General features: G+C 62.2%; 11 protein-coding genes. 9 read left to right on the forward strand and 2 right to left on the reverse strand.

What is annotated here, in order from left to right:
* Window positions 1-34: 34 nt before the first annotated feature.
* Window positions 35-394 carry a hypothetical protein gene (locus BM337_RS07360; RefSeq protein ID WP_245778618.1) on the reverse strand — a complete coding sequence of 120 codons (360 nt, stop codon included), beginning with the start codon at window positions 392-394 and terminating at the stop codon, window positions 35-37.
* Between the two features lie 121 nt (window positions 395-515).
* On the opposite strand from BM337_RS07360, the gene BM337_RS07365 reads away from it, so the two are divergent.
* The 9 genes from BM337_RS07365 to BM337_RS07405 all read left to right on the forward strand — a co-directional run bounded on the left by BM337_RS07365 (window position 516) and on the right by BM337_RS07405 (window position 10,065).
* Window positions 516-1,010, forward strand: a complete 495-nt coding sequence (locus tag BM337_RS07365) for an Lrp/AsnC family transcriptional regulator (protein ID WP_089815398.1) — start codon at window positions 516-518, stop codon at window positions 1,008-1,010.
* A complete protein-coding gene (locus BM337_RS07370) occupies window positions 1,007-2,152 on the forward strand; it encodes a pyridoxal phosphate-dependent aminotransferase (RefSeq protein WP_089815401.1) in 1,146 nt (381 codons plus the stop codon). Before BM337_RS07365 ends, BM337_RS07370 begins: the two co-directional genes overlap by 4 nt.
* Before the next feature lie 68 nt (window positions 2,153-2,220).
* On the forward strand, window positions 2,221-4,752 hold the full coding sequence (locus BM337_RS07375) for a type II/IV secretion system ATPase subunit (RefSeq protein WP_089815403.1): 2,532 nt from the start codon (window positions 2,221-2,223) through the stop codon (window positions 4,750-4,752).
* Window positions 4,749-6,773, forward strand: a complete 2,025-nt coding sequence (locus BM337_RS07380) for a type II secretion system F family protein (RefSeq protein WP_089815404.1) — start codon at window positions 4,749-4,751, stop codon at window positions 6,771-6,773. The genes BM337_RS07375 and BM337_RS07380 overlap by 4 nt, the downstream gene beginning before the upstream one ends.
* A 72-nt stretch (window positions 6,774-6,845) precedes the next feature.
* Window positions 6,846-7,376 (forward strand): DUF7287 family protein, encoded by a 531-nt coding sequence (locus BM337_RS07385; protein WP_089815406.1) that lies wholly within the window; start codon window positions 6,846-6,848, stop codon window positions 7,374-7,376.
* Between the two features lies 1 nt (window position 7,377).
* A complete protein-coding gene (locus BM337_RS07390) occupies window positions 7,378-7,956 on the forward strand; it encodes a DUF7288 family protein (protein ID WP_089815408.1) in 579 nt (192 codons plus the stop codon).
* Window positions 7,950-8,837: a DUF7261 family protein gene (locus BM337_RS07395; protein ID WP_089815410.1), complete on the forward strand. Its 888-nt coding sequence runs from the start codon at window positions 7,950-7,952 to the stop codon at window positions 8,835-8,837. Before BM337_RS07390 ends, BM337_RS07395 begins: the two co-directional genes overlap by 7 nt.
* Window positions 8,834-9,283 carry a DUF7266 family protein gene (locus BM337_RS07400; RefSeq protein ID WP_089815411.1) on the forward strand — a complete coding sequence of 150 codons (450 nt, stop codon included), beginning with the start codon at window positions 8,834-8,836 and terminating at the stop codon, window positions 9,281-9,283. The genes BM337_RS07395 and BM337_RS07400 overlap by 4 nt, the downstream gene beginning before the upstream one ends.
* 2 nt (window positions 9,284-9,285) lie before the next feature.
* Window positions 9,286-10,065 (forward strand): DUF7289 family protein, encoded by a 780-nt coding sequence (locus BM337_RS07405; protein WP_089815413.1) that lies wholly within the window; start codon window positions 9,286-9,288, stop codon window positions 10,063-10,065.
* 453 nt (window positions 10,066-10,518) lie between these two features.
* On the opposite strand, the gene BM337_RS07410 is transcribed toward BM337_RS07405, so the two are convergent.
* A complete protein-coding gene (locus BM337_RS07410) occupies window positions 10,519-14,277 on the reverse strand; it encodes a DUF7289 family protein (RefSeq protein WP_089815415.1) in 3,759 nt (1,252 codons plus the stop codon).
* Between the last annotated feature and the right edge of the window lie 241 nt (window positions 14,278-14,518).

A 14,518-nucleotide genomic window follows, 5' to 3' on the forward strand; every position in this document is an offset into this window, starting at 1 on the left:
GAGGGGTCCGAGCGTCGGTGACGCAGTCGACCGATCAGCCGTCCGCCGCCGCGGTTTCGAACGCCGCCGCCGCTTCGAACACCGACGATTCCGTGGCGATGCGGAACGTCGTCTCCTCTCCGTCACGCTGTTCGCGTTCCAGGAATCCGGCGTCGACGAGCGCCTCGACCGTACCGTCCAGGTAGAGCGTCTTGTACGCCACGCCGGAGGCGTCGCTCAGTTCGGTCTTGGTGTACTCCGCGTCGGCGTCGAGATCGAGGAGCGCGGCGATGAGCGCCGCCGCGCCGTCGTAGGTGGCGACGAGGCCCCAGCCAGTGGCCCCCTGGTCGTCGCCGGCCTGCCCGTCCGTCCCACCGACTGCGCCCATCGAATCGAGGGGGTCCGACCCGTCCATGGACTGGGTGAACGACCGAACCGAGTTAAACCCATCTGTCCCCTCGTGGGCCGATAGCTCGAGTGGCACACCGCCACACACATGTAGTAATCCTTTAGTCCGCGCCCCCGAGCGTGTAGGTATGGATAGTCGCGGCGAGATTCTGGAGCTACTCCGTGAGAACGCCCGGTACAGTGTCGAGGACATCGCCCGCCTCAGCGATAGCAGCGAAGACGACGTCGAGGCGGCCATCGCGGATCTAGAGTCCGCGGGCATCGTCCGGGGCTACCAGGCGGTGCTCGACTGGGGCGCCGTCGACGAGGACGACCAGCCGGTCCGGGCGTCGGTCGAACTCAACGTCACGCTGGACCGGGAGACCAGCTACGCCGACATCGCCGACCGCATCGCGAAGTTCCCGCAGGTCCGCTCCCTGCGCCTGATCAGCGGCGACTACGACTTCGACATGGTCGTCGAGGGCGACTCGATGAGCGAGGTGTCCCACTTCATCAGTGACAAGGTCGCGCCCATCCCGGAGGTGACCCAGACGGTCACTCACTACGTGATGGAGTCCTACAAGGAGCAGGGCATCGAGTTCGGCGACGGCCACGACGACGACCGGCTGTCGATCTCCCCATGACCATCGAGCCGGCCGACCGCGTCGACCAGGTGCCGCCGTCGGGAATCCGGCGCTTCTTCGAACTGGCCGAGGAGATGGACGACATCATCTCGCTGGGCGTCGGGGAGCCGGACTTCTCCGCGCCGTGGGCCGCCCGCGAGGCCGCCATCGCCTCCCTGGAACAGGGGAAGACGTCCTACACGGCAAACCGCGGCAAGCGCGAGCTCCGCGAACTGATCGCCGAGGACGTCGACGACCGTTACGACCTCGACTACGACGCCGACGAGGAGATACTCGTCACCGCTGGCGCGAGCGAGGCGCTGGACCTCGCGTTCAGGGCGCTGCTCAACCCCGGCGACACGGTCGCGGTCGTCCAGCCGGCGTACGTCTCCTACGTCCCCGGTGCCATCTTCGCCGGCTGTGACGTCGTGGACGTCACGACACGCGCGGAAGACGAGTTCAAACTCACCGCCGAGGTGCTCCGGGAGTCGGGCGCCGCCGACGCCGACGCGCTCGTCTACTGCTACCCCAACAACCCGACGGGCGCGACGATGACCGAGTCGGAACTGGAACCGGTCGCCGCGTTCGCCCGGGAGCACGACCTGACCGTCTTCGCCGACGAGATCTACTCGGAGCTGAGCTACGAGCACGAGCACACCTCCATCGCCAGTCTGCCCGGAATGCGCGAGCGGACCGTCGTCTTCAACGGCTTCTCGAAGGCCTACGCGATGACCGGGCTGCGCCTGGGGTACGCGCTCGCACCGCCCGAGGCCGTCGCGGCGATGAACCGCGTCCACCAGTACTCGATGCTGTCGGCGCCGACGACGGCCCAGTACGCCGCCATCGAGGCCCTGGAGACCTGCGGCGACGAGGTCGAGGAGATGTGCGCCCAGTACGACCGGCGGCGCAACTTCGTCCTCTCGCGGTTCGAGGAGATGGGCCTGGAGTGTTTCCCCGCCGCGGGTGCGTTCTACGCGTTCCCGGAGTGTCCGGGCGAGGACGCGAACGAGTTCGCCGAAGCCCTCCTGGAGGAGCAGAAAGTGGCCGTCGTCCCCGGGACGGCCTTCGGCGAAGGCGGTGCCGGCCACCTCCGCGTCTCCTACGCGACAGGACTCGGGGAACTGAAGGAAGCGATGGCCCGCATCGAAACGTTCATCAGTTGATAACTACCCGGTTTTCGACCGGTATCACGGCGTAAAGCTTTTTCACCCATACAGGTAGATGAATGATAATGGCTATTGATGATACGGGTGGACAGGCGTCCGACGGCGCGAACCGCGGGGGAGGTTCGCAGACCGACCGTGAGGACGTTACCGTCGGGGACTACACGTGGGACGACCTGCGGCGTGACCACCACACGGGGGGACGATTCGACCGGAGCGAGTACCTCGGTTTCGAACCGCAGCGCATCCGCGACCGCATCGAAACCGCGGCGGGCAAGGCGAAGGGACTGAACGAGGTCTTCGAGGAGTACCTCGACCCGGAGGCGACGCCGGTCGCCAAAGACGTCTACACCTGGGAGCACTTCAAGCGGGAGTACTACTACGAGGACGACGGCTCCGTCCCGCGGACCCGCGGCGGCGAAAAGGTACCCTTCGAACCCGAGGAGTACCTCGGCTTCGAACCCGACGAGACCGAAAATAGACTCGCCCACGCGGGCGACGTCGGGGACCTGATGTCCAACCTGATCGAGGAGCACACGGTCAACGTCAACCCCGAACTCGACGAGGACGAGTTCTTCTCGACCCAGGAAGGCCACACCACGGTCGTCAACCGCTACGACCTGGAGAAGTCCGTTCCCCTGAAGAAGAAGAGCCACTTCCAGGAGATCGAACGCTACTGGGTGAACAAGCCCTACGCCTGCGTCGTCATCTTCCACTCGAAGAAGGAGAACGAGAAGAAGTACTACGTGATTCAGCCCCACCTCAACGAGATCGAGGACGAACTCAAGGGCTTTCTCTCGCGGAAGCTCAAGACCGCGATCAAGTACTCGGAAGACGACGTCATCGTCCAGGGGTCTGACGCGGACCGGGCCGACGTCATCCAGCGCGAGGCCGAACGGCTGCTGGGCCGCTACGACCTCTACGACGGGAGCGTCGAGGCGAGCCAGGGCGGCGGTGGCGGATTCCTCGACCAGATCGGCGAGCTGTTCGGCGTCGAGGGCGGCGAGGTCGAGGAACGGGCCGGCGAACTCGAGGGCATCGAGGCCCGGCCCGAACCGGCTATCGTCGCCGACGACCCGGACGACCTCACCGAGTACCAGGTCGAGAAGCTCCTGTACATGCTCAAGCGGGACTTCATCGGCTACGCGAAGATCGACCCGGTCAAACACGACATCAACGTCGAGGACATCTCCTGTGACGGCTACGACAGCCGCGTGTTCGTCTACCACACCGACTACGAGCAGATCATCTCCAACGTCGAACACGGCCGCGAGAGCCTCGACGACTTCGTCGTCAAACTCGCCCAGCGCTCCGGCAAAGGCATCTCCAAGCGCCAGCCGCAGGTCGACGCGACGCTGCCGGACGGCTCGCGTGCCCAGCTAACGCTCGGGCGCGAAGTCTCGGACCACGGGACCAACTACACCATCCGGCAGTTCAAGGACGTCCCGTTCACGCCCATCGACCTCATCAACTGGAACACGTTCTCGCTCGACGAGATGGCGTTCCTCTGGCTCTGCATCGAGAACAACAAGTCGCTCATCTTCGCGGGCGGTACCGCGTCCGGGAAGACGACGAGCCTGAACGCCGTCTCGCTCTTTATCCCCTCGAACTCGAAGATCGTCTCTATCGAGGACACGCGGGAAGTCGAACTTCCCCAGCGCAACTGGGTCGCCTCCGTCACGCGCCCCTCCTTCGGCGAGGACGACAAAGGGGACGTCGACGAGTTCGACCTGCTGGAGGCCGCACTGCGCCAGCGGCCCGACTACATCGTCATGGGTGAGATCCGTGGTGAGGAAGGTCGCGTCCTCTTCCAGGTCATGTCCACGGGGCACACCACCTACACCACCTTCCACGCCGACTCGGTCGGCGAGGTCATCAAGCGGTTCACCACCGACCCGATCAACGTCTCCAAGACGCTGTTCACGGCGCTGGATCTCGTCTCTATCCAGACCCAGACCCGGGTCGACGGCAAGAAGGTCCGCCGGAACAAGTCGCTCACGGAGATCAACGAGTACTCCGCCGAGAACGACGAGATCAACGTCCGGGACGTCTACGAGTGGCGCGCCGAGACGGACGAGTACATCCAGATGGGCAACTCGAACACCCTCGAAGAGATCAAGTTCGACCGCGGCTGGACCCAGGAGAAACTCGACGAGGAACTGTTCAAGCGAAAGGTCGTCCTCGCCTACCTCATGGAGAACGGGCTCAACACGTACGCGCAGGTCGCGGCGACCATACAGGCGTTCGTCAACGATCCCGACACCATCCTGACCCTCATCGCGAACGACCAGCTGGAACACTCGCTCGAGGACCTCCGTGAGATGGAGTCGGTCGAGATCGACATCGACGAGGCCAAAGAGGAGATGGTGCCCCGGCCGGACGCCAGCGGCGAGATGCTGGAGGAGACGGGGGAGGTCCTCGAGAACGCACAGCCCCTGTTCGACCGGTACCAGGAGATGGAGACGCCTGACATCATCTCCGCGCTCACGAGCGTCAACTCCGAGAACGGGAGCGGCCAGGCCGGAGAGGCCGAGAACGGGGACGGCATCGACTTCGGCCAGTTCGTCCCCAAGGCGGGGAAGGAGGCAGATAGCGAATGAGCGTCGACACCCGGGACCAGCAGACACTCGGGAGTGGCGGTGCGCTCGGTGACACGTTCTACCCGGCCTACCAGTGGGCCTTCGACGAGGAGGGCGAGTTCGTCGCGAGCGTCGAGAAGAAACTCGCCCAGGCACGGATGGCCGACAACGTCGAGATGTTCCTCGCGCGCGCCATGGCCGTCGGCACGCTCTCGGGCGTCGCGCTGTGGCTCGTCGGCACGCTCGTGGGGTATCTCGTCGTCACGATGCTGTTCGCCGGCGCCGGCGACGCACCGACGTTCCTGGGGCTGACCGGCCTCCCGGAGGGCGTCGTGGCGATCATCAACGCCGTCAAGATCCCCTTCCTCATCGTGGTCACGGGCGTCGTCTTCGGCGCCATCGGCTTCGGCATCGGCTTCGGCTCGCTCGTCTCGATTCCGTACTTCCGTGCGTCCGCGCGAAAACGCGAAGTCAACGTCCTCCTCTCCGACGCAATCTCGTTCATGTACGCCCTCTCCGTGGGCGGTCTCAACCAGCTCGAAATCCTCCAGGCGATGGCCAAGGCCGACGACACCTACGGCGAGTGCGCCAAGGAGTTCCAGTCCATCGTCCTCGAGACCGAGTACTTCGATACGGACTACCGGACGGCTATCCGCAACCAGGCCCTGGAGACGCCCTCCGGGGAGCTGAGCCAGTTCCTGACGGACATGCTCTCGATCATCAACTCCGGCGGTGACATGACGAGCTTCCTCCAGGACCAGAAAGAAAAGCACATGCGAACCGCCAAGCAGGAACAGCAAAAGCAACTCGACACTCTCGAGCTCTTCGGCGAGATGTACATGACGCTCTCGCTGTTCCCGCTCCTCCTCATCATCATCCTCGTCATCATGTCGATGATGGGCGAGTCCCAGGAGACGCTGCTGTACGGCACCGTCTACGGGCTCATCCCCCTCGTGGGGGTCGGCTTCCTCGTCCTCGTCTCGACGGTGACCCAGGACACTATCGGCGACGGCTACCTCCGCCCGAGCGACGGTGACGACGAGTTCGTCGTCGACGAGGGGATGGGCATCCTGGATCTCGGCCTCATCGAGAACTACACCGGCGACTACAGTCTCTTCGACCGGATCCGGAACCGGGAGGGGACCTACGAGCTGATGCAGATCATCACGGCCCCGCACATCTTCTTCCGCGACCACCCGCTGATGGTGCTCGCGGTGACGACGCCGCTGACCATCGTCGCGCTCATCTTCACCGTTGTCTTCAACTGGGCGCCGATGTCGCTCGACGGGATGATAGCGAACCCCGTCCGCGGGACGTTCTTCTGGGTGTACGTCCCGCTCTACCTGAACCTCTTGCCGCTGGCCATCTTCTACGAGTGGAACCAGCGCGCACGCAAGGCCATCGTCGGCAACCTCTCGGAGAACCTGCGGAAACTCGCCAGCGCCAACGACACCGGGATGACGCTACTCGAGTCCATCCGCGTCGTCGCAGACACCTCCGCCGGCAAACTCTCCGACGAGTTCGAGGTGATGCACGCGAAGGTCAACTACGGAACCAGCCTCAAGGACGCCCTCCGTGAGTTCAACAACAACTACCACGTCCCGCGGCTGGCCCGGACGGTCAAGCTGATCAGCGAGGCCCAGGAGGCCTCCAGCCAGATCCAGGACGTGCTCTCGACGGCCGCGCAGGCCTCCGAGAACCAGGACGACATCGACCGCGAACGCATCGCCCGGACGCGGATGCAGGTCGTCATCATCCTGATGACCTACCTGACGCTGCTGGGCGTGATGGCGCTGCTCAAGACGCAGTTCCTCGACGTGATGTCCGGGCTCGGCGGGTCGGGCAGTGGCTCCGGGGCCGGCTTCGGCGGCAGCGTGGACACCCAACAGCTCTCGATGCTGTTCTTCCACGCGGTGACGATGCAGGCGCTCCTGTCGTCGTTCATCGCCGGCTATATCAGGGACGTCGACCTGATATCGGGAGTGAAATTCGCGGTGATACTTCCGACTATCGCGCTGGTGGTGTGGATGGCAGTGGGCTAGCGGGCAGAACACGGGTGTGGGAACCAATGTACGACAGCAAATTCGCAGCAGCGACCAGGGGTGTGGGATCCGATGAATAACAGAGGCCAGACGCCGCAGGACTTCGTCGTCGGCGCGAGCATCCTGCTCGTGACGATCATCGCGACGTTCACGTTCGTCCAGGGTAGCGTCTACCAGGCCTACGAGGATCCGATCGACGGTGACCTCGAAACCGCGTCCGGGCAGGTGGCGACGTACCTGGTGGAGCACTATAGCGTCGACGCCGAGCGGAACGTTCTCCGGTACAACGAATCGGATGGGACGGGCATCTACGAGGAACTCGAGGCCGACACCGATCTGCGTAATTTGAAAGCCGCCAGTGGCATCGACGTTGGGACCGACCGACGGCGGACACCGACCGTCAACGTCACCATCGTCAACAGTTCGGCGATTGAGGACGGGACACGAGCCCCCGCCGAGCGAGGACGGGACTCGGACCACCTGGCCTGGGGGCCCGAATACAGAGGCCAGAACGGTGCGGCGAGTACGACCCGGATCGTTCGCCTGTCCGACCCCGGGAACAAGTGCAAGACAGTCTGCTGGCTGACAGTGAGGGCGTGGTAAGATGGACCGAGCCCAGGCGTACACGCTAGAGGGTACCATCGCCGCCATCGTCGTCGTCCTGGCGGTATTCTACGGCCTCCAGGCAGTCGACACGGGGCCGTGGTCGGGCGATTCGGACCGAGAACCGGACCAGCTCGGTACCCAGGCCGCCGACTTCCTGAGCGTAACCGCCGCCAACGGGTCGCTCGGTGAGGCGGTCAGGTGTTACAGCTCGAGCAAACCGGTCATCGACGGGGATTCGCCCGGCGGGGATCCGGCTCCGTTCGAGCGACAGTTGAACCACACGTTCGACAGACAGGGGGTGAACTACAACCTCTACGTCAGCTACTGGACTGGTTCCGATGGACGAGAGCGTGCAGTCCTCACGAGTACTGACGACGATTCGCTCGCCATCCCGCAGCAAAACGCCGGTTCGGCGACGTACCAGCTGGCCCTCTACGACGACGACCGGGCCCGGTACGACGACGACTGTTCGGACGAAGGGCCGCGGATATCCGACCTCGACGACTTCTACGTCCCGGACGTCAACGAAGACTCGCAGCTGTACAACGTCGTGGAGGTGCGACTCATCGTATGGTGAGAACGGACCGCGGCCAACTGCTACTCATCGGTGCCGTTCTGATCGGCCTCACCATTCTCGGGACTGTCGTCATGCTCAACGGTATGCAGTACGCCGACGCCACGGGCACGCAGACCGAGTACCGGGTACTCGACGACGCCGAGCGGACAGAGGAGATGGTCGAGCGCGATATCGGTCGCTTGACGGGCCAGATTCTGGCGAAAAATCCGGATCCCGGAAACGCGTTCACGTACGTCGAAAGCAATGTGACCACGTATCACAACTACACGCGGAATATGACGCTTGACGATTCCAGTGGAACCGTCAACGTCACGTACAACGACTCGGTCACCCGTGGGCAGCGAGGTTACCGAATTCAGCAGACGACGAGTCAGCCGTTCGCGCCGGGAACGCCCCACCTCGTCGTCGACGACGTCGAATACGTCCGGAGCTTCGTCCTTCGGATCGACTCGTTCTCTGCACCGGGACGGACGAACTCGTTCGACGTCGTCGCCAGGAACGCCACGACCGGCGAAACCTGGAAGCTCGAAGCGTACGAGTATCCGCCGACGCCGGCGGCACGGGTAACCGTGACGACGGCCGACGGGTCCGTGATACACTGTGATACTGATTCGACCCCAGAGCTGGACCTCGTCCAGGGGACGAACGAGAGCGGTGAGTGCTCGTTCCCAGGCGTCCGCGAGGACATCGGCACCCCCTCTTCGTTCCAGTTTGAAGGGGACGACGACGTCGAGGGAACCTATCGAGCCCTGGTCGAAGGTAATCCACGTGTGGCCGCCGACGACTACCCCGTCCGCCCCGGTGTGACGGTCCGATACAGGAGTGCCGAACTCTCGTACAATCGAACGATCTTGGTCGAAGATCCGGAGGCACCACGATGATCCGCGACAACCGCGCCGTCTCGACGGCCGTCTCCCACGCCATAACCATCGGCATCACGTCTATCATGCTTACCGGGCTGATGATCGGTGCCAGTCAGATGGTCGACGACCAGCGCCAGTACGTCGTCGAGCGCGGGCTCGAAGACGTCAGTACCGCCGTCGTCAGCGATCTGATGCGGATCGATCAGTTCAACACGACGAACGCGCCGGTGTCGTTCACCGCCGAGCATCCTGAACGGATCGGTGGCAGCCACTACAGCATCGACGTCCATCCGGAGCCGAGTGAGACCATCGTCTTCGTCAATAGCAGTGCGTCGGTCAGGCACGACTCGGTTCCGGTCCGTTTCACAGCCGAGAGCGACGTCTGTGAGAGCACTGTCGACGGTGGCAAGGTCGAGGTCGCCTACGACACGGACAGAGACTGCATCGTCCTGAGGGAGAACTGACCATGCGAAGGATACCGCTCCCAGACTGGGCCAGCAGCGATTCACGCGGCGTCTCCGACCTCGTCGCGTTCGTCCTGACGTTCTCGATCATCATCACCGCCGTCGGCGTCGTCTCTATCGGTGGACTCGGGTCACTGGAGGACTACCGCGACGGCGCGCGCGCCGAGTCCGCCGAGGTGGCGATGACCGGCTTCGACTCGTCGATGGAGGACATCAGAGTCGACGGCGTCCCACAGCGCTCCCACCAGCTCCAGTTGAACGGTGACCAGCTCGAACGCCACAGTTCCGTGATCGAGATCACTATCTCCGGGACACCGGCACCAGAACCGCGCACGCTCACCGTCGACGTCGGCGCGTTCGTCCGTCAGACCGGCCGTGATACGGAAATCGTCTACGAGAGCGGCGCCGTCTACCGGAGCCAGGACCGCGGGCAGACAGTCGTCAGTAAACCGCCGTTCCGTTGCGGGGCGGATACTGCCAACGTCGGTCTGGTGTCGGTGCGCGGCGACGTGAACGTCTCCAGCGACTCGCTGGCGTTGCGGGCGCGCGAGAACGGGTCCATGTCGGCGTATCCCAGGCTGACTGACGGTGAGAACGGGTCCGCGTCGGACGTTACGATCGACGTTAGCCGGACGCACAACCCTGACGCCTGGCAGCAACTCTTCGACCGCGAGATGGACGAGTGGGACGACAACGCTGCGGACCCGAACAAGTACACCTGTGAGGACGTCAACCGCGTCTACGTGCACAACACGTCGGTCGAACTATCTGCTGTGAACTGACGGATCGCTGTCCGGTGCGCCGTATTTCTACCATCCGACGACTACGCGCACACGTAGAATGAAGCCAGCCTGTTTCATGGTGTGTCGTTTGCGTGCATGCAGAGCGGAGCGCTCGACATGACAATCCTGTGCCGAGATTGGCACCGCGACGCTAGTTACTTCTCACTGAATAAGATCGACGGCACGGACGGTATGGCGCTACTCGCGCGCTTCAAAACGTAGTCGGAGTTGATCGTCGACTCAGTAACTGACTAGGCTGACGGGTCAGTCGACTACCTGTAAGTGACTCTGATCAACCGGCTTCGCGAACAAGTAGAATCTGATACGGTGCAGGTAACGTTGGCCAAGACCTGCTACACGTGCGTCCTCTCCACGTATCGAGGACTTTCGGAAATCTTCTACGGCGTGTCGCCTGGGCAAGCGACGAAAATCAAACCGCCCGCAATCACCCGGTCAGCCCGAGATGACGACTTCGTTCGAGTCGACGGAGATGGGCGAACTACTGTTCTTCCCGTCCCCAGCGTCTACTTCGTTACTGATGAACAGTTCACCTTCCCACGTATCTTCGACTCCCGCGTGGTCTTCGACGGTGAGCGAGTAGTCGTAGTACCCGGTGTCGAGGCCCACGGGGAAGGTGAGCCACCTGGGATACGACGAGTAGATACGGCCATCACCGATCTGGATGGAATCCTCGGTGAACTTCTGCTGATCAGTGTCGTTCCCGACGACGAGTTCGACGTCGCGGACGCCACCGACGTCGCCGCCGTTCTCCAGTTTGAAGCTCATCGTGTCCGCGTTGCGGCGTTCGATCAGGTCGCCGTCACTACCGTACGTCGAAGTTCCGATGGCCAGTGACTCGATGGAGACGTCGGATTCACCGTAGTAGATCCGCTGTTCGCGTGTGGTCGTATCGTCCGTTGCCGCCTTGAAGTACACCTCGCCGGAGCTACCCCGTGTGGGTAGATCCAGGGTGACGGTCTTCGTTTCGTGTGAGGCGAGGTCCACTCGGACGGAGTCGACCTCGTCACCGAAGTTGTAGGGCTCTTCGAGGATCCGAACGTCCTGCGAACCGGCGGTGTTCCCGGTGTTCGTTACCTCGAGTTCGACGGTCGGTGATTCGTGGGTCTCGTTCACGTTGGGTGCGGACATCGACGTGATCTGGAAGTTCGGTCCGTCCTCCTCGCCGATGGTGATGGCACCGTAATGAGACTCGCGCGGTGCGGAACCGAGCAGAACTGTATACTGGTACGTATCGGGGTCGACGTCCGTCGGGACGTCGAGCGTCACAGTGTCGGTCTCCCCGGGCTCCAGTTCGTTCGTCTGCCCCTGGATCATGTCCTGGTCCTGCATGTCGAACATGACGCTCGTGTCGCCCGCTGTTCCGCCGGTGTTGTTGACAGTGATGGATATCTGGGCGTCTTCGCCGCGTGAGACGCTCTCCGGAGCGTCGACGTCTTCTATCGTGAAGTCCGCGGGGGTCTGGACCGTTCGCTGCACGTCGACCACGCGGAACAGCGCCACCGCGTCGTTGTAGTCGGGGTCGTCAGTTCCCGTTGCATCCTCAGGCCGTGCGTTCGGATCGGACAGTTCGTAGAGGAATACGCGCTCGTCCGCACCCAGAGAGAGCGTGCCATCGTCGTCGATGCGGTGGCCCAACATGTCGTTGAGGTCACGCTGGTATGGATCGGCGGCACCAAACGCGGGAACCTCGTCACCGTCACTCAAGATGACCACGTTCTGGCTGTTCGAGTCGTCACTGATGGTGATTCGTTCTCTGTCCTTGGAACACTCGAGACCCTCTGCGTCCTCCCCGCCGGGCATGATGCCTTCGAATATCACGCCCGTTCCAGACTTATCTCCACAGTAGTAGGACCTGGCGAACAGGGAAATCTCAGTCCCAGCACCGAACGTTCGCTGGACGGTGTAAGCGCTGGAATTCTCTATCATGGCCTTCTCGGCCGCAGGATGGTTCACATCCCCTTCATACTCGTCCTCGAAGAGATCTACTCGGTCGCTGTAGGAGTCGTTCTCGATATCCATCCACATCTCTGTCGGGGCGTGAATGATGTGATTCCCGTAATCGTAGAACGGGTCCTCCCCTTCTAGTTCGGCACCAAGCACCTGGATTTCGGCCCTGACGTTCTCGTTCACGACGATAGTACCGTCGTCACCCCCACCGATGTTATCGCGTTCCTGGACGATCAGCGTCTTCGAGACGGAAGCGTTCGCCGTCGTTACCGTGACGGAGTTGTGTCCGATATCGAACCGCGAATCGGTGATGTGGCCCTGCTGACGGATGGTCTCACTCTCGCCTGGGTCGACAGATACGAACTCCGAAGCGACAATCTCGCCGTCTTCGTTGCGGACTCGAACGTGCTGGTTAGCCGTCTCTGGCCCGGCATTTTCGACGGTCACGTCGAACCTGGAGTATCGGTCGAACGTGGTCGGGTTGGGAGCGATGTCGACTGAATCGACTACGAGCATCGGCTTCTCCGGGGAACCGACGTGGAATGTCTCGGACGTCGTCTCGTTGGGCGTCTCGATCGTGTACCGGTATTCGCCCTGTCGAGTGAACGTATTCCGGTAGGTTACGTCGTCTTCGTTCGACGAGTAAGCAGTCCCGTCGATCGTCCGCGGGAACCGCTTTGTGTCGACGTGTGACCAGCCGGAACTCACGTTACGCTCGATGACGACGTCCACGTCCATACTCCCCTGGAGGTCGCCGATGTTCTCGATGGTGACGTCCAGTTCGTAGTCGTTGTACGAGTGAACCACTGCAGGACCGTCCGTCTCCTTGATCGAGAAGTACGGATTGGACCCGACGGCGTACTGGCCGGATTCTGTGTCTCCGTCTACTTTTGCCCGCCAGTCGTACAATCCGGGGCTATCCGTAAACAAGTCAAACTGGATCGTCCCGTCGGAACCGGGATCGACGGTGACCGTCTTCGTACCCACTGAGGTCCAGTCAGAGTCACTGACGGCTTTGTACTCGAATTCGACGTCTTCGTAGGCAGTCATCCCTCCAGCGTTATCGACCGTGACGTCCGCCGTCGCGTCCTCGCGTGTGCTTGCGTTTTGCGGAACATCGGCATCGACCGCTGCATCAGGCGTTCCAGTTGGGGACCCGAACGCAATGTCGACGTCCCTCGAGTCGTTCTCTGTCTGAACTTCCAGGTTGTATTTCGGCGGGGTAGATTCGATGTCCCCATTCGGGACGCTGAACGATACCGTCGTCGATTCCCCGGATTCGAGTTCGACATTGTTTTTCTTATCCGAACCAGTCTTTGGGCCAGTATAGTCGAACTTGACGTCCTGACTCCCGTCGAGGCCGCCGTCGTTGGTTATCTCTGCCTCGACGATCATCTCGGACGTGCCAGTCGCGCGCGACACGTCGTAGTCGGTGATGTTGTAGTCCGGATTCGAGACGTCACCGAGCTGGAACTCGACTTCGACCGTGTCTCCAGGTTCGATCGGATCCGAAGTCTCGACGCTTACCAGCTCATCTTCGTAGTTCGATTCGAAGTACCGAGCCCATGCGCTGGCGTACTCGCTGTCTTCTATCCAGAGCGTTGCGCTATCGAGTTCGGCCGGCGAGCAGACGATCGAGTAACTGCCAGTTTCGTCGTACTTGAGGTCGGTATACAGCGCCTTCGAGAGCCGCTGGTTGTGGAGGTCCTGTCGAGAGACGTTCGAGGAGAGCGAGACCCGATTCGACGTCGTCATCTCCCCAGTGATGTTCGGGAACCGAACGCTGAGAGAACCTTCCTGGTACGTTAGTTCCGGCGGTGTATCCATCGTCGCGCCGGATTCGTCTTTCTTCCAGATGCCGCCACCTTCGTAGCCGACGGTCTGTTCGTCGCCCTCGTAACGCATCTCCCCCATTCGACGCGTTCCGGAGTAACAATCGGAATTGTCGTTCAGTCGCAACCGCCACGACGAGTCCCGGACCTCGACGTCCCCGTTCATCGACTCGGGAAGTTCGACCGTTCGACTGCGGTTTCGATCCTGACGCGCGAACGCCTGGAACGCTTCGTCGGTCTGGGCGAACGTCTGCCCAGCGACCTCTGCCTTGTTGTCCTCGTTGACGTCCCCTATCGTCCCTGTGCCGGCGACGATGATCAGCACGACCGCCGTCATCGTCATACCGATTAGCAGGACTGCGCCAACCAGGTGAGATATGCCACGCTGTTCGGACTCGGGCCCACACCCCATGATTATCGTTAATTGAAGGAGTATGAAGGTACGAAAAACTATCGATCGTTTCACCGCTCGTAATGGACAAAAATGGCCCTGAGTCGTTGAAATGACAGTTTTTGGCGCCAATGAAGTCGAGTTGGACACGTTGTTATCGGGGGATCGTGTAAAAATATCGCCGCCTGGACCGTCGTTCGCGAGATCCAGTTAGCGCGCCCGCGTCAGTGATCACGTGACATCGTTCGTCGAGCCCACGATG

Origin of the sequence: Halomicrobium zhouii (genome assembly GCF_900114435.1) — an archaeon.
GTDB lineage: Archaea > Halobacteriota > Halobacteria > Halobacteriales > Haloarculaceae > Halomicrobium > Halomicrobium zhouii.